The sequence below is a fragment of the Haloferax larsenii genome (assembly GCF_024730625.1).
Lineage (GTDB): Archaea > Halobacteriota > Halobacteria > Halobacteriales > Haloferacaceae > Haloferax > Haloferax larsenii.
The window spans coordinates 232,708-255,387 of the sequence record NZ_CP078064.1 but is presented as its reverse complement, the minus strand read 5'-3'; the positions used below and the strand labels follow the sequence as shown (position 1 = coordinate 255,387).

Genomic DNA, 22,680 nt, shown 5'->3' with positions numbered 1-22,680 from the left:
ATCGTTTCGTCAGCCAGTTGCGACTGCGTCAGGTCTCCTTCATATTCGAGAGTTTTTGCGACGAGCTTCGCACTGGGTGGAAGTTCCTCCAACGGTGTTGGAGTATCCGAATGTGCTTCCTGTTGATTGGACATATACGCAAACTCGCGCTCACCCAAAATAACTGATAAGCGACGGTGTAACGTCGGTGCACAGGCGGAGTGACGAACAGCAGCGAAAACCGGCAGTGTGAGTCGTGCTCATCAAGCACAACCGGTGCGTATCTCAACTGGGTGCCGGTTAGATGAACTCGGAGTTCTGGGGTCCGTTCGTGATGTGGACCTCGAATGGCTGGGTGCTGACATTGTCCTGTTCGACGAGGTGCCAGTAGGTCTCGGCCATCTCGTCTGGATCGAGGAACGTCTTGGCCTCCCGGTCGGGGAACCGGTCACGAACGCCCGGCGTGTCGATCTGACCGTCAATGACGACGTGAGCGACGTGAATCCCTTCAGGGCCGAACTCTTGGGCCATATCCATCGCCATTCCGCGGGCGGCGAACTTTGCGGCTGTAAACCCGATCGCTCCTCCGAGGCTCCGTACCGCCGAGGTCGCGCCTGTAAAGATGACCGTCCCTCTGCCCGTCTCAAGCATGTCGCCAACGGCTTCCTGCGAGCAGACGAACGCACCTCGCCCGTTGACCGCCCACGCCTGTTCGAATTCTGCAACATCCACGTCCATGAGCCCCTTCCATGAGGCGGCACTGGCGTGGTTTACGAGGATATCGACCGGCCCGAATGCCTCGCGAACCGCCTCAAACCCATCTCGAATCTGGTCTACGTCGGTGAGGTCAGTCTGGACAGCAAGCCCCTCACCGGGATCCGGAAGATTCTCGGCGAGTTCGTCGATGTAGTCTCCCGACCGAGCGAACAGGGCAACCTGACAACCCTCGGCTGCAAATTTTCTGGCAAGCGATTCACCGAGTCCTGGACCGACACCTGCGATGACTGCTGTCCGCGTCATGGACCGAGCTACGTACCGGACCGGCAAAACCGTGGTGACAAATCGCTTACTGCTCGGTCGACAGCCGGGCAGCGAGTTCACCACTCTCGCCGAGGTCGATGGGCACGCGATTGAGCAATTCCCGAACGACGAACTCCTCGTAGTGCTGCGTCACACAGTATTCACACGGTTTCACCTCTCGGGCCACAGCATCGATCTCGTCACCGTGTCCCTCAGCAAGGGTCTCTATCAGGGCAGCCAGTTAGTCCCCCAGCACGAAGCCAGGACCCGTCGCGCAGAACCCATTTACCGGGTGAGCGACTACAAAGGGTAATGGACGAATCGCCTTCCGCACAGACACAATCTCGCATCTACACAGCGCCGCGGACGGATGTCTCGCAGAACCAGGGCAAATTCCGGATCCACTTCAATTTCCCTGGCTGGGCCGTCCCCGACCACGACGACCACGGGTACGGCCCGCTCGCGACCGTCGTCGAGTCGTTCATGGACCCGGGGACGTTCATCCGGATGCACCAGCATCGCAACGAGGAGATCATCTCGTGGGTCCCCGAAGGCGTGATGCGCCACGACGACCGCCAGGGCAACGAACTCGTCACCGATCCAGACAACCTGATGGTGATGAACGCCGGCCGCGGCTTCTGGCACGCCGAGGAGACGCTCGCCGACGACCCGCCGCTACGGATGCTCCAGATCTTCGTCCGCCCGCACAGCTTCGACCTCGACCCCGGCATCCAGCACGAACCGGTTCCCAGCCCGGTCGCCGGTGAGTGGCGCCACCTGTTCGGTCCCGAGGGCACCGACGCCCCGCTGTACGTTCGTAATGACGTCGACTTCTACGATTGCCGACTCGCCGCCGGAGCCACGACCACGCTCCCGTCCCGACCGGGGTGGCACACCTACCTGTACGTCTTCGACGGGGCTGTCGAAATCGGCGATGAGCCGGTTGGGTTCACCGAGAGTGCACTCGTGACGGGCGACGAGGGCGTGGTCGTCACAGCTACCGAGGACGCCACCATCGTCGCGTTCAGCATCAATCCCGACGCGCCGGTCACGCGCCAGGGTACCATCGGCCGCTGAGACACCAGCGTCCCAGCTGTGGTTGGTTTTTGGCCCCCCTGAGAGGGAGAGGGTTTCAGTAGACGTCCCCGCAGTCAGGTGATTCCCGTGAGTCAACAACATTAACCGAGAGACGTCTCGATCAACGAGAGCCCTGTCGATATCGTGAACACGCAGTTCGACGAAGTACACGCGCGATGTTCCCGAGGAGGTCCGGTCGCTGACCCGTTCGCTGGCGAGTATGGACCCACCTAAGAATCCGCTCGGCGTGCTGAAAGCGGCGCGCAGGGGTTCACGGCAAGGGAGGGTTCCGGTCCTGCCTTCCTGTGGGCGACCGAGTGGGCCAGCTATCTTGCGACCGACACACCCAGTGACGTTGACCGATCCAACGAGTTCCTCGAGTATCTCGTCACGGTTGGCTTCGTAGAAGAACCGAATGAACTCCGGTGACAAATCAGGTGGTGAGTCATCTGCTTTCTGATTTGGCTTCTCCGGAAACGATAGGGTCCTAAGCCCGAATAGCAGCAGTTATCTGAACAGATGCAACCAGAAAATCGGTCAACTTCTCTTCCATATTTTGGTAAAAATCAGAGTAGTAGATATGTGTATCGCTTAATCCCTCCCATCAGAAATGAGACGGTCCCATGTTACCCACGGCCGTTACGTTCCGTAGGTTAGTCTTGAGCGACCGTCTGGGCTGGAGTTTCTGTCGCAGGAGCAGGCGGTTCGTGGGTTCCGAACTCGGGGTGGGTCTCTTCCATCCAGACGACCACGATGGCCCCGGAGACGAACATCAGGGCGGCGGTCATGTAGAATGCGGCCTCCGCGTTCAGCAACTCCATCGAGAGGCCGATGAGGATTGCGCCGACGCCGTACCCCGAGTCACGCCACATGCGGTAGACGCCCATGCCAGTCGCCCGCCACGTCGGGTGGGCCGCGTCGCCGGGGACGGTCATCAGATTCGGGTAGAGCAACGCCATCCCGAGGCCAGAGACGCCGGAGAGCACGGCCCACAGGACGTAGCCGTCGACGAGCACCATCCCGAGGACGCCCGCACCAGTGAGGAACATCCCCGCAATCACGGGCGGACGACGGCCGATTCGGTCCGCGAGTCCACCGGTCGCAATCTGGAGGAAGTACATCGCGCTGTGGACGCCGACGACGAACCCGACTGCTGCGATGCCGACGCCCTGACTCGTGAGATACAGCGGGACGGCGAGCCAAAACAGCGTATCGACGAACTTCTCGATGTGACCTGCCTGTGCCGCGGCGAACAGCGTCTTGTCGCCGTACGTCGCCCGCTTCAGCACTTCTTTGAACGGAAGGTTCGCGTCGTGGTGGTCTTCGTCGTCTATCTCTGCTTTCGCGAGTTGGACCGTCTCTTTGATGAGGAACACCGAGATGAGGAACGCCAGCACGACGACGATGGCGAGGAAGTAGAACGGTTCGGGGCGGAGACTCGTCTGGGCAGCGATGATGCCCGTCACCCACGCCCCGACGGCGACGCCGCTGTACCCGAACGCCTCGTCGATACCGACGGCGAGCCCTCGCTGCTCTGGCCCCGCGATGTCGATTTTGGCGTTGATAGCCATACTCCACGTCAACGCCTGGTTGATGCCCAACAGGATGTTCCCGACGGTAATCCACCCCCAGCTTGGGGCAAAGATGAGGATGACCGGGAGGGGGAGTGCGGTCACCCACCCGAGGATGAGCACGGGCTTGCGGCCGTATTCACTACCCCACTTGCCGGCGTAGAGGTTTAACAGCGCCTTGACGAAGCCGAATGAGACGACGAACGAGCCGATGACGAACAGCGACTCGACGCCGAGGACGTCGCGACCCAACACGGGCACGACGGCGCGCTCAGAACCGATCGTCAACCCGGTGGCGAACACCAGGAGGACGTGGAGTGAGAACTGTCCGAGGTGCTCGCGAATACCCTGTTTGAGGTCAGTTTCTGTACTCATCGATCACTCCGCTGCGCAGTTGTTGGGACCCAGTTCGAGCTCTGCCAGCTCGTCGCCGGGGACTGATTCCTGTCCCACGTTCGTTCGCTTGACGCGCTCGAAGTTTGGGGGATGTTCCGGGATGTCTGACGCGAGTTCGTGGACGAATTCCTCGCGATCACGGCCGAGGTCGTCGTTCCGCTCTCGAACCTCGCCCAGTGTTGCGGTCACTGGCGGTTCCGGTGAGCCGGGGTCGTGTGCTGGGAGGACGAGCGTGTCGTCGGGTCGGGTGAGCAATCGCTGGAGACTCTCGTACAGCGTCGCGGCGTTCTGTTCGACGTTGGAATCCTCGATACCGGCTTCGACGCCGAGTTCGACGCGGCCCACGCTCTCGTGGAAGAGGGTATCACCCGTAATCAGCACCGCCTCCTCGATATCGAACGAGACGCTTCCTTCGCTGTGTCCCGGCGTGTGGATGACCTCAATATTGAGGCTGCCGACCGAGACAGTCTGTTCGTCGTCGATGGGAGACGCGTCGATTGCCAGTGCATCCTTCGGGTGGAGGTAGTAGGGGACGTCGTGACGGTCGGCCAGTTCTGCAGCGCCCGAAACGTGGTCGGCGTGGGCGTGGGTGTCGAAGACACCGACGAGTTCGGCGTCGTACTCGTCGAGAATCGCTTCGTACTCTTCGAGGTAGTGTGATGGGTCGAAGACAGCAGCTTCACCATCGGAAATGAGTACGTGTGAAAGACAGCCTTTCCCCGGTCGTGCGACCTGAACGAGCGTTCCATCGAGGTCGACAGAGACCGCCGCATGGCGGTGCACGCGACTCCACCCGTTCATCCCATCTTCGAGTGTCGCCGCGGTGTAGCCCATCTCTTGGAGGACGTCCGTTGCCGTCTCTGCGGCGATTCCTGCACCACAGACGGTAACTATCTCCTTCTCTTCGGGGAGGCCCGCAAGCGCGTCCTTGGCTTTGTCAGGATCGTCAGCCAACTCGTCGTAGACGTTGACGTTGACGCTACCCGGGACGTGCCAGTCGTCGAACTCTCCTTCGTGGCGAATGTCGACTACGAGCAGGCCGTTTTCGTCAGTCTGCAGTTGTTCTCCAAGTTCTTCGGGGGAAATATCCGACATCAGTGTTCTTCCGTATGGGAAGTAATAGGATATATGCAATGCCGGACATGACCGGTACTGTTAATTTTGTATAGACGAATGGACCAGTATGAGTCTCTACGAGGCGTCGTTTCGCGTCAAACACGAGTGTCCGTACCGGGAGATTTCGGAGCGACATCCAGATCTCACGATTCGTGAGTGGTATCTGGATGACTGCCAGGTGATCGAAATCACTGCACCGGGGTCACCGACTGACGACCTCCTCGACGAGATCGATCGCTTAGGAACGGTTCTTCACGAGTCAGTCGACGATACTGGGCTCCACGTCGTCACGCAATCATGCCTGTGCTCACTGGAAGACTCCATCATCGAACGATTCGAAGCACACAATTGTCTCTACCAGCCACCGACGATTCATCGGCAGGGTTGGGAACACTACTCCGTAATCGCGTTCGACGAGAGCGATATTAGAGAACTTCTCCACGAGTTGGAGGCTGACCGCGATATCGAGGTGCTTTCGAAGACGGCGATTACAGCACAGCGAATCCCACACAGTATGTTGGCTCCGGTCGACCAGTTGTTCGAAGGCGTGACCGAACGACAGATGGCGGCCCTCCGGTTGGCGTTAGAGAGCGGGTACTACCAACAACCGCGGCAGACGTCGCTCAGGGAGTTGGCCGACCAGACTGCTGTCGCTCGGTCGACGTACGAAGAACACCTCCGGAAGGCCGAGAACAAGATTCTCACGAACGCGGGGCAGTTCCTGCGACTGGTGACGGCGACGTCGACGGCAGATCCATTAGAGGTCGAAAAGACTCGCCAAGCTGAGCGGGCTGCCGACTAACCGAACGTCTTCATACCGGCCAGGGCTTCGGTTAGCCGATTGTGAGCACCTTATCAGCACCCTCGACGACGCCGAGGCAGTCTTGCATCGTCGCCCTTGGTCTGAGGTCGTCCGCTTCGAGGTCACGGGAGTCCAGACACGTTCCACACGCGAGAAGTTCTCCCCCATTCCGAGTGTATTTCACCATTACACCGTGGGGATTGAATTTCTCGTGTTCGAGATCCGGTGCTTCGACACCGTCGCCGAGGAGGAATACCTCAACCGTGTGGTCTGCATCAAGTGCTGTGTTCGCGAGACGGAAAGCATTCCAGACGCGTTCAGGATCGTTCGTCTCTAAGATGATTCCGAGATTCATACGAAAGCTTCGTGAGACAATGACTTGAGCGTCAGTGGTAATTCTCCAACAAGAGGAATTGAGACTACCAATGATGGCGAAGCGCAACCTCATCTCCAAAGTGGTGTGACCAGACTGATGTCGAATCACCTCCTAATCCGTGAAGCGGTGATTGTATGAGTGATGTCGAGAGCTTCATTCGATTCTGTGAGAGCGAGTTCGGGACTGCAGTCATGGACCGAGAGGCCGCATACGTGAAACAGCACGTTGCCGCAGACGACCGTATTCTCAATGTCGGGTGCGGTATTGGTTCGCTCGAAGAGCGCTTTCTCGACTACGAGATTATTGGCTTGGACCGATCGGAGGAGATGATCCATGCAGCCCGTAACCGAGTCTCTGCATCGTTCGTACTCGGCGATGCGACAGCACTCCCAATCGCAACCGCATCCGTCGATACCGTCGTCTTCATCTCAACACTCGAATTCATTCCCGATGTCGATGCAGTACTAGCGGAAGCGACTCGCGTGCTTGATAGCGATGGGACTCTCGTTGCACTCGTATTGAACACGCGCTCTGAGTACGTTCAGTCGAACCTTCAGCGAGAAGGATCGTACTTCCAGCGGATGGCCCACCGGGATTCTGAGGCATTGGCGGAAACGATATTAGAATACGTTGAAGGCGAGCAAGAGTTTTTGTTGGGGATCTCCGACGAGACTGTCTTCGAGAGTTCTGATCCAACGGCAGCAGCGATCTCCGCGGTTGTGGGGACTCCACTTGTCTGAACACCCGATTTTCCACCGGTTCACCGCTTGGGGTGGCGACAGCCTGTAGTACCCCTAATCAAAGCAATTTCACAGGCCCGGCTCTCAATAGTTGAGACTGGCTTTCTTAATGCATACGCCTCTCAGATCTTTTTTGGCAATTTCTCTTACTTGGCCTACGGCTCAAAGATCATTGAGTACGACTACTACTCTCAACTCCTGCACCTCGATGGCACGAATATTACTCTTCTGATAATATCTGGATGAAGAACCCGACAAAAATCAAGAAGAGACCGAGGTAACCCACCCCAGTTGAGACCTCGTCGAGAAGTGGCGTAGAGCGTACAATAACACGAGCGAGTATACTTGTGATAATACAAAACAGCCCAGCCAGCATGATGTATCCTGGCCATCGGGAGGTATTCTCAGTCACTGTTATCTCTCTCAGACACGTTCAGACGACTGTTTTATAGTATGTTACAACTTTCGAGTGGGAGGAGAACTCACCCGAACAGTCGTTCTCGAATCGAGCGAGAATGCGGCCGTTCGGCGAGTAACACGGTCGTGTCGAGCTCGTCCAGGATGGACAGATTCAGCGATCCCCCGACGATTCGTGAGAGTAGCCCCCGCTCTGTGGCTCCGACGATGACCAGCGTCCGACCAGCCGCCTCCGCTCCGATCGCGGTTTCGACATCACCCGTCTCTACCAAGAGGTCGACCTCGTCCAGGCCGTGCTCGGCAACCCAGTTCTCCAAGAACTCCTGGCCCTTCCCCAGATCATCGGCCACGTGGAGGACAGAGACGTTCGCGTCGGCTGTCTCCTGTAGTGCCCGGGCGACTTCCGCAGACAGGTCAGAGGAGTGGCCGCCCGCAGTCGGGAGGAGGATCTCGCTCGGATCGAATCCCCGTTCGTCGAGGACGAGCACGTCACAGGGTAGATCGTGAATCAACTCGTCGAGTGCCCCTTCGGCACGGCTTCCCGCGAGACGCGTTCCCTGATGACCCATGATGAGCCGGTCGACATCGTGAGCGCGAGCCGCATCGAACACCTCGCCAATGCCCTGATGCGAGAGAATCGTCCGTGTCTCGACGGGGACCCCGAGCTCTTCGGCGTCGGCTCGGGCATCAGCCAGTAGTTCCTCCGAGGTCTCTGAAATGCGCTCGCGCCGATCGGCGGCTGCCGCCAGCGACGTCTGGTCCGGCACCTGAATAACGTGGGTTGCGAGGAGCCGTCCGTCGTCGTGTTTCGCGAGCGCCGCTGCCAATGCGACGAGCGAGTGTTCGGTCCGGGGGTTCGAGAGTGCGACCATCGTCGTCGGAACGTCCGTGTCCGCTCCCGAACCATTCGGTGCGACGGTTGCAGCTGCGTCGACGACGGGGAAGGGTAGCTCCTCCCCGCGGTTCAGGATGTGTCGGCCGAGGAGTCCCTGTCTATCGGCCCGACGGCGTGCGTACGCGAAGTACCACACCAGCGCCGCCACGACAAAGGCGGCAGACAGGAGCAGTTCACGCTGGCCAACGAACGCCAGTAAGCCGAGTGAGAGTATCATCCCGAGGATGGGTGTGATCGGATATAACGGCACCCGGAACGCGGGGTCGTAGTCAGGATCGGTTTCCCGGAATACGATGAGTGCGGCGTTCATCAGTGCATAGACGACCAGATGCAGGACGCTCGCCGCCTTCGCGAGAACCTCGATATCTTGGCCCAGGAGTGCGATGAAGACGACGATCATCGCACCCGTGACGAGTATCGACCGGTACGGCGTCGCGTACGAAGGGTGGATCTCGTTGAGCCAGTTGGTGACGATTCGGTCACGGCCCATCGCGAAGTTAATCCGCGCTGACGCGAGGATCGACGCGTTCGCGCTCGACGCCGTTGCGAGCAGCGCGCCAAGCGTTACAATCGTGACGGCGACTCCCGCAAGACCGCCGGGGAACGCGACTTGCGTCGCTTGTGTGAGCGGGGCACTCTGGCTCAGGTCCGCCCATGGCACCACCCCGAGCATGATGCTCACCAAGATCGCATAGAGGACGGTCACGATGACGACGCTGCCGATAATAGCCAGTGGGAGATTCCGCCCGGGGTTCTTCAGTTCCTCAGCGACTGTGGCAATCTTCGCGTATCCGAGGAACGAAACGAAGACCAGTGCCGTCCCCGGAAGGATCGCACCGTAGCCGAACGGCGCTGCCCCACCGTCGCCGAGGAGTGTCGCCAAGTCGAACGACAGCCAGCCCTGGACTGCGAACAGGGTCAGGATTGCCAGCAGTATCGTGACGATGACCGTCTGTACCCCACCAGTCTCCTTGGCACCGATGTAGTTGACGCCCACGAAGACGGCACCAGCGACGAGCGCACCGACCTGAATGTCGGTGAGGAACAGGACCCCGGGCATCGGAATCAGAGTCGCGAGATACTGCCCGAAGCCGATGCTGTAGAACGCGCTCGCGAACGCCAGCCCCATCCAGTCGCCGAGGCCTGCGATGGAACCAAACAGGGGACCGAGGGCCCGGTTGACGTAGTAGTAGCCACCGCCGGCTTTCGGCATGGCCGTCCCGAGTTCAGAGACCGACAGCGCGTTCACCATCGCGATGAGCCCGCCAATCACGAACGAGATCACGACGACTGGACCGGCCGTACTGGCTGCCACACCTGGCAGCACGAAGATCCCCGCGCCGATCATCGTCCCGATCCCGATGGTCAACGCCGAGAGCAGTCCGAGGTCCTTCGCGAGTTCTTCGTCGCTCATTCACCGACCTCCGTCCCGCCTGCCCGCTTGCGATCGTGCGGTGACAAGTGAGCCTCATCTACCGCATGGAGTGAAACGACTGGGAGTTCAGGAGCGGTCACGAGCCGAGCCGCGGTATCGCCCGAGAGTAATCGGGCGAGACGGTTGCCCCCGCGAGGACGGAAGGCAATCGCTGTTGCACTGACGTTGAGCGCGACATTGATGATCGTCTCGGCGACGTTCGTCCCGAATTCGAGTCGACGTTCGACCACTACCTCGTCGCCGAGTCGTGATTCGACAGCCGAGAGGAACTCTCTCGCGTCTGCCTGCCGTTTCTCCATTGGTGCTTTGTCGACTACTCCGCCCCCCTTTTGGATGACATGCACCACAGTGATGCGTCGAATATCACTCATATGTGGGGTCAGGGCAGTTGCGGTCACGGTTGCGTCCGTTTCGTCGGCGACTGGAACGACGACGTGATTGAGGAGAGACATTCGTCAGCCATCTCCACTGATCGTCGATACACACGAGTGCTGACTCGGCTGATACTCTCGGGCGATCGGCCGCCGTGGGACTCGCTCTCCTGTATCGGGACGACGTAAGAGGACGCTCGCTCGGCGTCTACCGAACGGATTCCAGTCGGCTTTCTTCTCGTTCATAATCGAAAAAAGAGTTTTGAGACACTATAAAATCTCCCATTCAATTTTTGACTTAGAAGAAATATGCCTCTATAATTTTTAACTTAGAAATATTATCGTTTGGCTGGCTGTCGGACGCCAGCGGAACTCCCTATGTAGCGGTGAAACTCAATCTGCTTCGACTCCGGGTTTAGCGCTGTTCTCGCGGTCACTTTTGACAAACAGCATCGCTCCACAGTTCAGTCCAGAGGCAGTGTTGAGTTCCGTCTGAACCTGCGCGTGAAATTCGATATTGAAAAAAAATCCCACCATAGGGAAGCGTTATATCATTGTGTTCAGTATCTTGTTTTGCAAACCGAAATGAGGCTCGTTCACACATGCTTTACCACAACACCGATCATCGACTCGACGAAATCGACAGGCGCGTTCTCCACGCGCTCATGGACGATGCCCGTAACACGTCCGCAAGCACACTCGCCGCAGAGGCCGGCGTCTCCGGAGCAACCATTCGGAACCGCATCCACAAACTTGAGGATGCTGGAATCATCCGCGGCTACACCGCTCAGGTCGATTTCGAGCTAGCCGGCGGCAAGCTCACTAACCTCTACCTCTGTGACGTCCCCGTCACCGATCGTGAGGCACTCGCCTACGAAGCACGGGCGATTCCGGGTGTGATCAACGTTCGGACGTTGATGACCGGTCGGCGCAACCTTCACGTCCTCGCCGTCGGCGACAACACCAGTGATCTCCGACGGGTCGCGCGGCGGCTCACGGACATCGGGATCCACATCGAAGACGAAGATCTCGTCGAAGAGGAACTGTTCTCCCCATACGGCCCGTTCGACCCCGACGACGGCGAGCAGACACCCGAAGCGAACGACTTCATCAGTCTCACCGGCAACGCGAGCGTGGTAGAGGTCACGGTCAAGGCCAACGCTCCCATCGCAAACCTCACGCTCAAAGAGGCGTCCCAGCAGGGCATTCTGGATGAGGAAACGCTCGTCATCGCCATCGAGCGAGATGATCTCGAACTCACTCCCCACGGCGACACCGTCGTCCAACCCGACGACATCGTGACCGTCCTCTCACGAGCCGGTGGCGACGCGGCTGCCCTGTCGGCGTTTCGCAAATCCCGGTCGGAACCAAATACACAGTGAGATGACAGAGTATGCCTGCACTGAGAACGCTGCTCCGACACGTGTTCGGCTCAGAGACTGTCCTGTACGAATGCCGAAATTGTGGCACGACTCTCGAAGAGGACACCGAACAGTGCCCCGAGTGTGGCGCGGCAGATATCGTAACGTATCAACTCACGTAATAAATCCATGACAACTCACGTCACCAGTCACGTTCTTGTTCCCGTCGCCAACCCCGAGGATGCACGTGCGACAGCCCTCGCGCTCGAACCGTACGCTCCCGACCGCGTCACGGTCTTGCACGTCATTGAGAAGGGAGAAGGCGTCCCGGACAAGACGCCTGTCGATCAGTCCGAGCAGCTCGCGGACGAGGCGTTTACAGCGTTCCAAAAGATCATCCCCAATGCCGAGACCGCGACGAACTACCGCCGCGACGTCGTGGACGGAATCATCGAAGTGGCCGACGAACTGGACGTAAGCGCCATCATGTTCCGGCCACGCGGTGGCTCTCGAATCGTTCAGTTCCTCGCTGGCGACCGTTCACTCAAACTGATTAGCGAGGCCAACCGCCCAGTCATCGCTTTGCCAGACCCGGACGACCAAGAGGAGTGAACGCGAATGACGACGAGGGCGTTGTAGATTTCGGCGTGTCGTCGAGACTGCGTATCCGTGTTGAAACGACGAGTGGTAAAAAAAGAGTGTCTGACGGGGAGAGGCAGTCTTGGAGCTGGCTCCGCATTCGAGACCACTCTCTACCGGTGGGGATCGACAGCCCAACCTACGAGTACGTTTCTACAGTCTGCGAAAGGTGGTTACGCGACGCTAGCGTCGCCAGAACGACGGTGTAAGAACAATAAGCACAGAGAACACTTCGAGACGGCCGATCCACATGAGGAATATCATATAGAGCTTTGCCTCCGGCGTGAACGAAAGAAAGCTGTTCATCGGTCCGACAATGCCGAATCCGGGGCCGATGTTCCCGAGCGTGGCGATGGCAACACTCATCGCTTCCAGTCCGGACATCGTAACCTCGGGTGTTCGAAAGCTATCGAGGTAGAGGAACATCGTCGAGACCGAAAACAGTCCTAAAAAGAGTAACACGAACACGAAGACGTCGCGAACAGTGTTTTCATCGACCGCCTTCTGATCCAGTCGGATCGGTCTGACCGCTTCGGGATGGATAGACGTGAAAAACGATCGATCGATAGCTTTCTTGACGAGCACCCAGCGAACGATTTTGACCGAACCGGCTGCCGATCCCGCGGAACCGCCGAGAAAGAACGCAAACAGCAGGATCGTCTGTGCAGACGCGTCCCATGTGTTGAAATCCATACTGGCGTATCCCGTCGTCGTCACGATCGCAATCACCTGAAACAGTCCCTGTCGAAGTGCGTTCTCCGGGTTGCCAGGAATCACGCCGACGTTCGCGGGTGTCTGAGCGAGCCCGACGCCCGCAAAGAGCGTCGCCGTGATGAGAAGGCCGAATCCCCCCATTGCGAAGAGATACGAGCGAAATTCCGAGTTCTCGACGAGACGTCGAGGTTCACCCTTGAGGACGTACCAGAACAGTGCGAAGTTGGTCCCTGCGATGATCATAAAGACCATTACCGCCCACTGAACAGCGGGTGAGAAAGCTTCGACACTGCGCGCTTCTGGTGAAAACCCACCGGTGGGTAGCGTCGTTAGTGCGTGGGCAACTGCGTTGTAGAGATCCATGTTCGGCGCCAGGCCGAACAGGTGGAGCGCGTAATACACGAGGGCAGCCAAGAGAGTGAACGCCGCGTATATCCCCCAGAGTGCGCGTGCAGTTTCCCGTATTCGTGGTGTGAGTTTTTCGAGAGCGAGCCCAGGGGACTCCTGATTGACCACCTGGGCACCCCCAACAGAGAGCTCTGGGAGTATCGCGACCATCAAAACAAGGATTCCCATTCCGCCGAGCCACTGGGTGAGTTGTCGCCACATCAACATCGCGTGCCCATGCGTGTCGACGGAGATATCACCGAGAACAGTCGCTCCGGTCGTGGTAAAACCGCTCATGCTCTCGAACAGTGCGTTGACTGGCTGAGCAACCGTCCCAGTACCCGCAACGAGATACGGCACGGTCCCCGCGATGGGAACGACGAGCCACGCCAAACTCACAAGGAGGAATGCCTCTCGCTTCCCTAGTTCACCACCGCTGTCGATCCGTTCCAGTAGAAAACCACTCCCGACCATGACGACGCTCGTCACCACGAACGGGATCGGGTCCTCCCTGTAGTAGAGTGACAACAGCAGTGGAAACGTCGGTGTGATTCCGAGATACTTGAGCACAGCGCCGACGTAGGCCACACTCACCCTGTAATCGACGTGTGTGTTCAGCATCCGGACCAACTCATGGTAGAAATATCGAACGGTGATATATTGTGGTTTCGACATACGGTGATTGGTCATCTCATCGACCGATTCGTCTCATAGATTGGTGTTTCCTTCCACTGCACCTACTACGAACGGCCATCAGTGAGCAAGCGATACTAAGACCACACGAACTACCGTGCTCAAACCATGGATGAGTAAATCGTCGATATCGGGACGTGAAATCTCATAGATATTCCTTGTATATTGATACGAGAGGGAAGAAACACAGTTCTTTGTACGTCTTAGTACCGGCATGTGTATGGAGCAATTTAGTGATGTTTTCTGAGATCTCGTAGAGAACGACTCAGGAAGGAAGACTATATGGCTCGAAAGTTAGATTTCAATCAGTACAACCGTATCAGTTACCTCTACGATTACGGCGGTGAGTAGCGCTTTGACGCTGTCCTGAAAACAGTCCTCAGCGACAATCAATTGATCTCGAACTCCATCGGTGAGTATAGCCTCTTGAGAGAGAGGCGTTTTTGAGCGAGTCGTGTTCAGCGTCTCGTAGTGGCACCAACTCGTGAATCTCGCCGGAGTGTCTTTCAACGGATTGCTAACCGACCACACGCTGATTGGCCAGTGTACGATGCGACGCCGCTGTACGAGCGAAGCTCGCTTGACGGCTTAGAATCAGATATCAGGATCGTCTCGCAGACCTGGTTCAGACACGACCGCCACGAGTCAGTCGAGAACTTCATCTGCGCACTTCCGCTGACGTATTTCGAATTCGACGCGCATGATCGATACGCAGGGTCGACTCACTACGAGATGAATGCGCTCTTTCGCGTCTTCATCCTGAAAGAATGCCATGGGTGGGATCACGAAACAGCGCTGATCGAGTATCTCGAATGTCTCCCAGCACTCTGCGAACAGTTGGGCTTAGAAAGTGTCCCGAACCAGTCGACGCTGTGGCGAAGTTGGCACGAGCGGTTCACTGCCGAGCTTCGCAGTACAGTCGAGACAGCTGCGCGGACCATCCTCATCAAAGCCCAGAACGCGGATGTCGAAGTCCCACGCGAGCCAGAACGTCGTCTTTCGCCTCACAGTGACGAGGATAACGAACCAGATCTAAACGATCAAACGATACTCGATGAAGCAGCGACGGTTGCGGATCACGTCAGTCGCATCGTCTTCCCCGCATTCTCGCTGGATCGGGGTGAGGGCTGTGAGATCCACGAGAACGCCTACTGGGATTTACAGACGTACCTGGGGCTTCGCGAGAGATTGGCTGCTAATGAAGGGGCTCGCAGTTTCGTCTACGAATCGACTCGGGATCGGACGCCGTTGGGCCACGCCCACCGAGAGCACATTCGTGACCTTTCAGTATCAGGGATCCGCGAGATGTACCAACAGGCCGTTAATAAGCTCCTGAACGAGGTCGCGGAGACAGAGCAGTTCTTTCGGGCTGGCATCGTCGCAATCGACATCACCGAAGCCGATCCCTTCACCGGCGACAGGACCGGCCACGAGGTTGAGATCATCGGGACGAAAGAGAAGACCGACGAATACGCCTACCAGTGGGCCACCGTCCAATTAGTCGGCAACGCCGTCCCGATCGTCCTTGACACGCGGCCAGTTCGGAAGGGCGAGTCCCGCTTAGAAATCGTCGAGGACCTCTTGGATTCTGCCGAGGAGATGGTTCACGTCGATAACGTACTGATGGATCGGGAGTTCGACAGTCAGCACGTCTTGGAGATGCTCAGCCAACGTGGGCTCTCATACGTCGTCCCCAAACGAATGCAAACGAGCGAGAAAGCCCAAGCCAAGCGATTGCTCCAACGAGATCGGGATCGATACGAGACCGACCGCGGGCTCCACCTCGGAAGGAACGAATGGCACAAGACGACGCTGATCTACCGACGGAAAGAAGACTCCGAGCACGACGACCACCGGCAGTACTCGGTGTTCATGACGAATTGTGGGAGTGGGCACCTCACTGAGTACGGGTATCGGTGGGAAATCGAGAGCGGGTACAGATCGATAAAGCGGTTCATGGCTGCTACCACGTCGAAGAATTTCGGGCTTCGTTTCTTCTACTTCGCGTTCGCGTGCCTGCTGTACTCGATCTGGCGAGCCGTCGACTTGCTCGTCCAGGTCGCGTTGACCGGTGAGTATGAGCACTCGCCGATGGTGACGGCAGATAACACACTGACGCTGCTAAAGAAGGAGACTGGAATCGGTTAGAGAGACACTCAGTCTGGGTTAGCGCGCAGTCTGAGTGGCTACACTGTTGGATGTCTCGAAAATTCGCCTTACGATTGGAAGTGTGACAAGAATGGCCGCTTGGAGAGAGAATTGAGGTAGTTTCCGCTGACCCAATCGGCAAAATACACGCATTACAGCCCTGCTATACCCGTTGTAGTCTCAACTTCCACAGTTTCGGAGGATGGGGAATTTTAGCGTTTATTTGCCACTGAGTTAGTCTAGATTACGGGGAAGTGCGCTAGAAAACTTGTCCAAACCAATTAATCCTCTGTGATTGTCAGAAATCATCCGAAAAATTCTGCCCAGGAATAGTGCCACCGCTCACGAGGGGCAAGCCGGAGTGTCCACCCAATTAGTCAGGTGGAAGCAGCGCTGAAGAGACCAACTCAACACACTCTCCAGCAGTAATGACTGGTGCGTAGTCCATCTCACCCTCAGCAGCAGCTTTCAACAGAAAGTCAGTGAGCCGCCAGATGTTGTACAAGAGGACCGCAAACACGAAGTAGAACAATCGAACTCGATAATCCTTTGAGGAGGTCTTCGCCAAGAAATCGTGTTTGATCGATTTGTACTCGTTTTCGATCTGCCAGCGGCTGCTGTAGCGCCGACAGAACGCTTCGGCTTCCTCTGGTGTAACACGAGCATTCGTTGCGAATACTGTCGTTCCATCTGTTTTCGTCGAGGGAACGTACAAGAACTCCATCGCGTGCGAACCCTGTTCGACGTGGACAGACGCTGACTCAACAGCGACTTCTTGGCCGTCCTGCTCCATCTGCTCAATCGCCTTATGCTCTGAGCTGGTGATTCGCTTTGGAATTAGGTAGTCCACGCCAAGGTTCGAGAGCGTTTGAAACACCCTCATTGAGTCGAATTCACGGTCACAGAGTACCGTCTCGATAGGGACGTGTTCCTTCGCTTGGCGAACCAGCCGCCGAACAACACTATGAATTCGATTCGGCGGATTGTCATCCCACGCTGAACTCTCTCGAACCGGTTCAACAGCCAAGACCAGCGGGACGTTCTGGCCAACAATCGAGAGGGTGGCAAACTTGAACGCACGTCCATCACCGTCTTTCGTCCCGCTGACCATTGACATTCCTTCAACATCACCGAAGTAGGGCACTGTGGTAATGTCAAGTGCGACGGTCACTGGCCGCCGAAATGAGACTTTAGACTCGGTTACTGAAAGTAGTTGGTCAGTGGCAGTGTCAAAGCCATCGAGGAGAGATTCGGGATCGAATTGCTTGACTGATCGGAGGTGTGTATCTCCATGCGGGCCGTATTCCTTTCCACGTCGGTACTGAAAGCGTGCTGCGCCTTGGGCAGTTCCACACTCGACCATCCCCATGAACGTCTGCAACTCAAAGAACCGAGAGTCATCGTACGACGAGTTCTCTGCTCTGCCAGAGTCGAATGGTGTGAAGCAGTGTTTACGCGCAAGACGAGTCGTTCGAAATATCTGTTTATCATTGAATGTGGCTTCTTGTTTCTCTCCACTTCCAGACTTCTCTGAGCCACGTTCTTCCGAATCAATAACTTCGTGCTTAGGACGTACTTCGGCAACAGATGGGCCAAAATCGTGGATATTTTTGACGAGCAGGTGTGCGCCTCGTTTGACAAACTCACGAGTGGCGGCATCGAAGCGATTACGCCACGTTCTCGACAAGACCGACACATCAGGAATACGGTCGAGACCACACGCTGAGGCGAGTTCTTGGTGCTTTGAGAGTTCCCGATAGCTATCTCCGGTGACTTCGCGGTAGAAGAAGAATTTGAGTATCCCTTGAAACGGATACGATGTTGGGTGCCAGTCAGAATAGCCATCTTCAAGCGTATTGACCCGAATTTCAAGTTCTTCGAACGCTTCAAGTAGTGACTTGCCGAACCGGAGATGTTCCCGAAGGTCGAGACCAACAAGAAAAGCATCGGTCATTCGAGCAGCATGGGCTTCCATACGACCGATATTTTCAACGCTCCTCATCAATACCTTGACAAGCGATAGTTCAAGCCGGTATCTAGACAGTGCTGGCTATCGGACTACCTTCTCTCAATTAGGAGTGAACGGTCGGGTCGACTACACAGAGCGAAACCTAATTGAAAACTGGCTTCACACGTTGAAAATTCGAGTCGACCGTTTCCACAATTCATGGGTGGGCAGTCGACTGAGCGCCTGCTAGTAGATTGCAATGTTCATTCATTACTATAACTTTCAGTAACCGCACCAATCGCTTGACGGACGACCGCCAGTTCAGGAGGTTAACTAGACAGTTCCTATAAAATTATAAGACAGAATAATTGATACTTCTTCTATGAACAGGCGACAGTATCTGTCAACAGTATCCACTGGTGTTATTGCAGGACTTGCAGGCTGTGGTGGTCAAGACCCCGACGAGGCAACAATGAATGAGTTGGAGTCATTGATTAAATCAGAGGATGTGAATTTAGACCACGTAACTCCAAAGAATGGTTCTGATGTAATTTTTGCAGATTGGTTCCCACGGAATATTACACAGGAATCCATTAGTAATGAAATCATCAGTGTAGCTTCGGCATGGTCCGTAGCATTGCACCCAGATGCTTCATTTTCGGTTCTCGATTCGACCTGTTACACTCTAGATTACGTTGGGTTGATGAATATGAAAATCGATTCTGAGTGGGCCTACTCCTTTCACAACGACGAAATGAGTGCAGATGAATATTCTTCGAAGATTGATGAGACAGTTACGTTTACGGAAGATTTTGAGAGACTAAGGACAGACAACTAACGTGTCCTTTTTCTTGGAAAATACGACAATTATCCGGGGTGAGATGAATCAATTTGCGCACTACTATAACTTCCAACGACCGCATCAAGCGCTCGACGGACGAACTCCGGTTGAGAAGGTTACTAACTAGACAGTGCCTCCCAGAGAAAATAGACAATTGTAATACTAAAAAAGAAAAAAGTAGACTTGGATGGTTGACATCCTCTCTGGCAGTTGGTTCATCCAGCCTGACCCGCCGCTGAGGAGGGTAACTCCAAGAATGCGGACTATCGGGGACACCGGCAGAGCGGAGGTGCGAAACCGACCAGACCCATCGTGGGCTGAATTGGAGGCTGCACCGACCACATAAACCCAGTCGACAACTTTAGGCCATCCGACGGGATGGCACCTGGGGTGATGACCGCGGCCACCGGGACATCTGCTAGAGGAAACAGAAAACCCTCTACCAAAATGGTAGGGGGGGGAGTATGTTTTTTGATGTCGTTAGCGTCAGCCCAACGTACTTCTATCGACTTAATCCGCTCGCCACCTCCGGAGTAAACTGGGGAAAGGCCGATCTTGTCCGTTTTGTCGTCGCTCCACTCACTCTCTCGGTACATCGTCGGCTCCGAATCCAACCCATCGAGACAGAGCAAATGGTAGACCGTGCCGTTTGCCTCAAGTTCGACCACGTCGAAATACTTTGATTCACCACGGCACTTCCATTTCGGAGACCTGCTGTCGCTTGTGACGCCCAGTAACCGTGAGCGGCCACTCGCGGCCATTGACGAAGATGCAGTCACCTCTGGTCAAACTGAGTCCTTTGCGGTGGGCGTGATGGGTGTCTTCCGACAATTCAGACCAGCTCCTCGACTATTTTCTCTAGTCTGTGTCTGAACACTGTATAATTAATGGCAAAACAATTAAGTGAATGTAATCCATTGCATACAATATGGAAAGGAAGCACGACATAATGTCGTTAAGACATGACTCCGCTGCGCAAGTAGACGTGTACTCATACAATCCTAAAATGAAGAGAAACAGGTAATAGCATGAGTGAACCTACTGCTAACATCAGACGCCAGAGACGGTACGGTTATCTAATGTTGTTTGGAGTCGTGCTACTCGGGGTGGGAGGCATTGTTAGTTCCCAAGTTTACGACTTGCCTTCAATAAGTTACCTTGGACTACTGGTCCCGGCTGTCATACTTGGCGCATTCGGCTACCGAGCAGTCGCTTCAAGTCGAGATGGAAAGGTATTAGGTGATGAACGGACCGCTGACCTGCTCGGACGGGTTGGTCTTAACTCGTTCTGGGTGTTTATAACATTCATTGGGCTTGACAGTGTGTTTCAAATTGTACCCAGAGAGCACATCTCCATGATCTATTTCGCCGCTGGCACGTCAATCTACATACTCCTGTACGTCTATTACCGGTACAAGTGAACAATGAATAACGAATTGAAGGTATATCGTGCCAAGCAAGACCTCACACAGGAAAAGCTTGCTAAAGAGGTCGGAGTCACCAGGCAAACAATTAATGCAATCGAAACAGGACGTTATGATCCCTCACTCAGCCTTGCATTTGAGCTTGCCGAATATTTCAACTGTTCAGTAGGAGACTTATTTATACACGATTGACTGCGGGGTGATACCAACCTGAAGAACTAAGCAGCCTCTTCGAGTTTTTTGTTCCACTCGATTTCGAAGAGTTGCGATTCACATGACGCACACGATGTTGCAATGACGTCGTATGATCGGCAGCACGACTCAACCACGTCCTCTTCAAGTCGTATATCCCCCTCACAAATAGGACATTTCTCAAGGAAAATACGAAGACTCATTAATATTCTCGCTCTTTCGGCGAAGTTCATTGTTTCCCAGCTAGGTAACCGCTGTACAAGTTCATTCGCAGCAGCTACGTCAGCAGTCATTGCCACAGTAGAATCCCACTGACCAACCACTTCCCCATTTTTATGAGCTATAGCTGACTCACCATTCTGCTGAAAGTTCACTTGGTCATCGGCCCCTCCTATTGTGTTTATGATTAAATCAATACTGGGATCTGTGATGGACTGCATGCCACTGCGCCATGATTGTTCGAAACTTGAAGAGAGTACGAGATCGTCCCCGTTCTCAGTAGGTTTGACAGCATTGCACTCTAGTAATACAGCTTCTGGATTCACTTTGACCTCGGTGCCAGCCGATTGTCTCGTTGTACTCTTGTCGAACCAACGGAGGACCCGGTCCGGAAAGTATTGCTTAGTGAGCTTTGGAGTACCCGGTACGAGATACCCACGCAGGTAGATAGTATGCATAGAAGCGAGAAACACAATTGGTCCGAGGACCGGCGAAATGGTCGCTGAGAAGCCACTTATGATTGCTGCTATTCCAGTATTAACAATTGTGCAGGGAGTACAACGATTTTTTCCGGTGTATTCCGGCTGTCGGAGCCGCTGGAATGACATTATGTTATCACAACTGGTTGGTCCAACATTAATGCATGGCCTGCTCAGCGACTAATATTTGCACATCTTACAGGGGGTGCTTTTTTGTTAGGGAATACATTGATGTTCAAACCGTCTGATTTTCAATTGCAGCATGTCAGAACACAATAAAGACGAGTCGCAAGGGAAGAAGAATCGACTAAACAGACGTAGTTTTGTCAAGACTGTTGGCACATCTGGTGTCGCAGTTGGGGCACTGGGATCACAGGTCGCCACAGCAAAGCAAGCGTCTGATTCGGACCTCAAGCGCGCTCTCCGTTCGCCCGGCGTTCGATCCATTCTCAACGAGCTTAACGATCCAGAACCAGGTGAAGCGAAGTACCAGGTCAAGCAGCTGGGCGATTCTAAATCAGAGCTGGAACTGGTGACGATCCCTGTGAAGTTTGGGGAAATCATCTATGCAGAAGTCAACGATCAAGAAAGTACCCAGTTCCACTTCGGGAGCAACCTTAACCGTACGCTCCAGAATGAGTTGCCGGAGAAATATCAGGACTTGCCGAGTGGAAGTAATCCTGTACTCCTCGAGAAAGAAGGCGATGTGGTCTTCCGGAGGTCCGCAACGAATCAAGAGCGTGAAATTGTCGGAGAAATAGCCGATATTGACGACGAAGCGATGGTTGCTACAGGATCTGATATCGACGACTTCCTCATTACGAAGAGCAACGAGTCAGCTCAGTCATTCGACCTAACCTTTGAGGAAGAATTCGACAGTACCAGCGACGAACTGGGTACGGATGTCGATATCAATCAAAAGAGTGCGACTCTGACCCCACGGGTTCGAATGCAGGATAAGTCGTGCGGCTTAGCCCTTGGGGAATGTCTCGCATCGGGGGCAGGGTGTGTGGCGTGTTCATCAACGTGCGCTGGTGCCCCGACCGGGGTTGGTGCAGTTGCTTGTGCTGCCTGTTTACAGGGTGTCTGTGTTGGAATCGGTGGCGTGAAGTGTGCAGAAGCATTCGGTATCTGCCTCGGCTAACTAGGCCCCAGCATATAGTTGCTTGAAAACTGGTTGCGTGGACTGAGCGGTGAACGCCCTGGCGAGCCTCCCTAGAACGCTCCGCGTTCTGGTGGACTACACGAGAGCCTTGCTCTCGTGGATCTCGCCGTTTGCTTGTTTTCCCAATTTTTCTTAATCTGTTGTAGAGGGCTTGTTGGGCGGGTCTGCTAGGGAATTCACTAATAACTTGTCTCGTTCCTCAAACTGGTCAAACTGTATAACAATCAACAAGTTTATGTTGAAGATAGTTTATACGTTTTGAATAACAGATAGGT

Annotated in this window: 19 protein-coding genes and 4 pseudogenes; 13 read left to right on the top strand and 10 right to left on the bottom strand. The window is 55.4% G+C overall.

Annotated elements, in window-relative coordinates; all coding sequences use genetic code 11:
• Positions 1 to 279: 279 nt before the first annotated feature.
• Positions 280 to 999 (bottom strand): SDR family NAD(P)-dependent oxidoreductase, encoded by a 720-nt coding sequence (locus tag KU306_RS17065; protein WP_258303498.1) that lies wholly within the window; start codon positions 997 to 999, stop codon positions 280 to 282.
• 312 nt (positions 1,000 to 1,311) lie between these two features.
• Here KU306_RS17065 and KU306_RS17055 point away from each other — a divergent pair, with 312 nt between their 5' ends.
• Together KU306_RS17055 and KU306_RS17050 are read left to right on the top strand one after the other, a co-directional pair.
• The gene (locus KU306_RS17055) at positions 1,312 to 2,076 is read left to right on the top strand and encodes a pirin family protein (protein WP_258303496.1); all 765 of its coding nucleotides are present in this window, start codon (positions 1,312 to 1,314) and stop codon (positions 2,074 to 2,076) included.
• A gap of 120 nt (positions 2,077 to 2,196) precedes the next feature.
• Positions 2,197 to 2,505: pseudogene (locus KU306_RS17050) on the top strand (DUF8013 domain-containing protein).
• Positions 2,506 to 2,729: 224 nt separating this feature from the next.
• Here KU306_RS17050 and KU306_RS17045 read toward each other — a convergent pair.
• Positions 2,730 to 4,022 (bottom strand): MFS transporter, encoded by a 1,293-nt coding sequence (locus tag KU306_RS17045; RefSeq protein ID WP_258303495.1) that lies wholly within the window; start codon positions 4,020 to 4,022, stop codon positions 2,730 to 2,732.
• A gap of 3 nt (positions 4,023 to 4,025) precedes the next feature.
• Positions 4,026 to 5,138, bottom strand: a complete 1,113-nt coding sequence (locus tag KU306_RS17040; RefSeq protein ID WP_258303494.1) for an MBL fold metallo-hydrolase — start codon at positions 5,136 to 5,138, stop codon at positions 4,026 to 4,028.
• 88 nt (positions 5,139 to 5,226) lie between these two features.
• Between KU306_RS17040 and KU306_RS17035 the strand changes: the two genes are divergently transcribed.
• Positions 5,227 to 5,961 (top strand): helix-turn-helix domain-containing protein, encoded by a 735-nt coding sequence (locus tag KU306_RS17035; protein ID WP_258303493.1) that lies wholly within the window; start codon positions 5,227 to 5,229, stop codon positions 5,959 to 5,961.
• A 31-nt stretch (positions 5,962 to 5,992) separates the two neighbouring features.
• On the opposite strand, the gene KU306_RS17030 is transcribed toward KU306_RS17035, so the two are convergent.
• Positions 5,993 to 6,316: a DsrE family protein gene (locus KU306_RS17030; RefSeq protein ID WP_258303492.1), complete on the bottom strand. Its 324-nt coding sequence runs from the start codon at positions 6,314 to 6,316 to the stop codon at positions 5,993 to 5,995.
• Positions 6,317 to 6,471: 155 nt separating this feature from the next.
• Between KU306_RS17030 and KU306_RS17025 the strand changes: the two genes are divergently transcribed.
• Positions 6,472 to 7,077 carry a class I SAM-dependent methyltransferase gene (locus tag KU306_RS17025; RefSeq protein ID WP_258303491.1) on the top strand — a complete coding sequence of 202 codons (606 nt, stop codon included), beginning with the start codon at positions 6,472 to 6,474 and terminating at the stop codon, positions 7,075 to 7,077.
• 482 nt (positions 7,078 to 7,559) lie between these two features.
• On the opposite strand, the gene KU306_RS17020 is transcribed toward KU306_RS17025, so the two are convergent.
• Together KU306_RS17020 and KU306_RS17015 are read right to left on the bottom strand one after the other, a co-directional pair.
• Positions 7,560 to 9,803, bottom strand: a complete 2,244-nt coding sequence (locus KU306_RS17020; RefSeq protein WP_258303490.1) for an amino acid permease — start codon at positions 9,801 to 9,803, stop codon at positions 7,560 to 7,562.
• On the bottom strand, positions 9,800 to 10,276 hold the full coding sequence (locus KU306_RS17015) for a universal stress protein (protein WP_258303489.1): 477 nt from the start codon (positions 10,274 to 10,276) through the stop codon (positions 9,800 to 9,802). Before KU306_RS17015 ends, KU306_RS17020 begins: the two co-directional genes overlap by 4 nt.
• A 521-nt stretch (positions 10,277 to 10,797) precedes the next feature.
• On the opposite strand from KU306_RS17015, the gene KU306_RS17010 reads away from it, so the two are divergent.
• The 3 genes from KU306_RS17010 to KU306_RS17005 are packed head-to-tail and all read left to right on the top strand — an operon-like array spanning position 10,798 to position 12,168.
• A complete protein-coding gene (locus tag KU306_RS17010; protein ID WP_258303488.1) occupies positions 10,798 to 11,577 on the top strand; it encodes an Lrp/AsnC family transcriptional regulator in 780 nt (259 codons plus the stop codon).
• Between the two features lie 11 nt (positions 11,578 to 11,588).
• On the top strand, positions 11,589 to 11,738 hold the full coding sequence (locus tag KU306_RS19010; protein WP_343218139.1) for a zinc-ribbon domain-containing protein: 150 nt from the start codon (positions 11,589 to 11,591) through the stop codon (positions 11,736 to 11,738).
• A gap of 7 nt (positions 11,739 to 11,745) precedes the next feature.
• Positions 11,746 to 12,168, top strand: a complete 423-nt coding sequence (locus KU306_RS17005) for a universal stress protein (protein WP_258303487.1) — start codon at positions 11,746 to 11,748, stop codon at positions 12,166 to 12,168.
• Between the two features lie 210 nt (positions 12,169 to 12,378).
• Here the strand turns inward: KU306_RS17005 and KU306_RS17000 are convergent, their stop codons facing one another.
• Positions 12,379 to 13,917 carry a TrkH family potassium uptake protein gene (locus KU306_RS17000; protein WP_258303486.1) on the bottom strand — a complete coding sequence of 513 codons (1,539 nt, stop codon included), beginning with the start codon at positions 13,915 to 13,917 and terminating at the stop codon, positions 12,379 to 12,381.
• Positions 13,918 to 14,460: 543 nt separating this feature from the next.
• On the opposite strand from KU306_RS17000, the gene KU306_RS16995 reads away from it, so the two are divergent.
• On the top strand, positions 14,461 to 16,137 hold the full coding sequence (locus tag KU306_RS16995; RefSeq protein WP_258303485.1) for a transposase: 1,677 nt from the start codon (positions 14,461 to 14,463) through the stop codon (positions 16,135 to 16,137).
• Between the two features lie 373 nt (positions 16,138 to 16,510).
• On the opposite strand, the gene KU306_RS16990 is transcribed toward KU306_RS16995, so the two are convergent.
• Complete coding sequence (locus KU306_RS16990) at positions 16,511 to 18,112, bottom strand: transposase (RefSeq protein WP_258303484.1); 1,602 nt, start codon at positions 18,110 to 18,112, stop codon at positions 16,511 to 16,513.
• Between the two features lie 61 nt (positions 18,113 to 18,173).
• On the opposite strand from KU306_RS16990, the pseudogene KU306_RS16985 reads away from it, so the two are divergent.
• From KU306_RS16985 to KU306_RS16970, 4 genes and pseudogenes are all read left to right on the top strand, one after another.
• Positions 18,174 to 18,374 (top strand): annotated as a pseudogene (locus tag KU306_RS16985) (IS6 family transposase); the annotation flags it as partial.
• A 93-nt stretch (positions 18,375 to 18,467) separates the two neighbouring features.
• Positions 18,468 to 18,923, top strand: a complete 456-nt coding sequence (locus tag KU306_RS16980; RefSeq protein WP_258303483.1) for a DUF8159 domain-containing protein — start codon at positions 18,468 to 18,470, stop codon at positions 18,921 to 18,923.
• Between the two features lie 43 nt (positions 18,924 to 18,966).
• Positions 18,967 to 19,053 (top strand): annotated as a pseudogene (locus tag KU306_RS16975) (IS6 family transposase); the annotation flags it as partial.
• A gap of 1,297 nt (positions 19,054 to 20,350) precedes the next feature.
• A complete protein-coding gene (locus tag KU306_RS16970; protein WP_258303482.1) occupies positions 20,351 to 20,542 on the top strand; it encodes a helix-turn-helix transcriptional regulator in 192 nt (63 codons plus the stop codon).
• A 26-nt stretch (positions 20,543 to 20,568) separates the two neighbouring features.
• Here KU306_RS16970 and KU306_RS16965 read toward each other — a convergent pair whose 3' ends face one another.
• Both KU306_RS16965 and KU306_RS19145 read right to left on the bottom strand, forming a co-directional pair.
• Complete coding sequence (locus tag KU306_RS16965; RefSeq protein ID WP_258303481.1) at positions 20,569 to 21,087, bottom strand: DUF8054 domain-containing protein; 519 nt, start codon at positions 21,085 to 21,087, stop codon at positions 20,569 to 20,571.
• 96 nt (positions 21,088 to 21,183) lie between these two features.
• Positions 21,184 to 21,369 (bottom strand): annotated as a pseudogene (locus tag KU306_RS19145) (DUF8054 domain-containing protein); the annotation flags it as partial.
• 133 nt (positions 21,370 to 21,502) lie between these two features.
• Between KU306_RS19145 and KU306_RS16960 the strand changes: the two are divergent.
• Positions 21,503 to 22,384 (top strand): twin-arginine translocation signal domain-containing protein, encoded by an 882-nt coding sequence (locus KU306_RS16960; RefSeq protein ID WP_258303480.1) that lies wholly within the window; start codon positions 21,503 to 21,505, stop codon positions 22,382 to 22,384.
• Positions 22,385 to 22,680 lie beyond the last annotated feature (296 nt).

What these genes read in the sequence shown, in the direction of transcription:
- KU306_RS17000 (WP_258303486.1), bottom strand. Translation starts at nt 13,917, where the DNA reads ATGCTGAACACACACGTCGATTACAGGGTGAGTGTGGCCTACGTCGGC.
- KU306_RS17040 (WP_258303494.1), bottom strand. Translation starts at nt 5,138, where the DNA reads ATGTCGGATATTTCCCCCGAAGAACTTGGAGAACAACTGCAGACTGAC.
- KU306_RS17055 (WP_258303496.1), top strand. Translation starts at nt 1,312, where the DNA reads ATGGACGAATCGCCTTCCGCACAGACACAATCTCGCATCTACACAGCG.
- KU306_RS16980 (WP_258303483.1), top strand. Translation starts at nt 18,468, where the DNA reads ATGAACAGGCGACAGTATCTGTCAACAGTATCCACTGGTGTTATTGCA.
- KU306_RS16960 (WP_258303480.1), top strand. Translation starts at nt 21,503, where the DNA reads ATGTCAGAACACAATAAAGACGAGTCGCAAGGGAAGAAGAATCGACTA.
- KU306_RS17045 (WP_258303495.1), bottom strand. Translation starts at nt 4,022, where the DNA reads ATGAGTACAGAAACTGACCTCAAACAGGGTATTCGCGAGCACCTCGGA.
- KU306_RS17025 (WP_258303491.1), top strand. Translation starts at nt 6,472, where the DNA reads ATGAGTGATGTCGAGAGCTTCATTCGATTCTGTGAGAGCGAGTTCGGG.
- KU306_RS17020 (WP_258303490.1), bottom strand. Translation starts at nt 9,803, where the DNA reads ATGAGCGACGAAGAACTCGCGAAGGACCTCGGACTGCTCTCGGCGTTG.
- KU306_RS16990 (WP_258303484.1), bottom strand. Translation starts at nt 18,112, where the DNA reads ATGGAAGCCCATGCTGCTCGAATGACCGATGCTTTTCTTGTTGGTCTC.
- KU306_RS17035 (WP_258303493.1), top strand. Translation starts at nt 5,227, where the DNA reads ATGAGTCTCTACGAGGCGTCGTTTCGCGTCAAACACGAGTGTCCGTAC.
- KU306_RS17065 (WP_258303498.1), bottom strand. Translation starts at nt 999, where the DNA reads ATGACGCGGACAGCAGTCATCGCAGGTGTCGGTCCAGGACTCGGTGAA.
- KU306_RS17010 (WP_258303488.1), top strand. Translation starts at nt 10,798, where the DNA reads ATGCTTTACCACAACACCGATCATCGACTCGACGAAATCGACAGGCGC.
- KU306_RS16970 (WP_258303482.1), top strand. Translation starts at nt 20,351, where the DNA reads ATGAATAACGAATTGAAGGTATATCGTGCCAAGCAAGACCTCACACAG.
- KU306_RS17015 (WP_258303489.1), bottom strand. Translation starts at nt 10,276, where the DNA reads ATGTCTCTCCTCAATCACGTCGTCGTTCCAGTCGCCGACGAAACGGAC.
- KU306_RS17005 (WP_258303487.1), top strand. Translation starts at nt 11,746, where the DNA reads ATGACAACTCACGTCACCAGTCACGTTCTTGTTCCCGTCGCCAACCCC.
- KU306_RS17030 (WP_258303492.1), bottom strand. Translation starts at nt 6,316, where the DNA reads ATGAATCTCGGAATCATCTTAGAGACGAACGATCCTGAACGCGTCTGG.
- KU306_RS19010 (WP_343218139.1), top strand. Translation starts at nt 11,589, where the DNA reads ATGCCTGCACTGAGAACGCTGCTCCGACACGTGTTCGGCTCAGAGACT.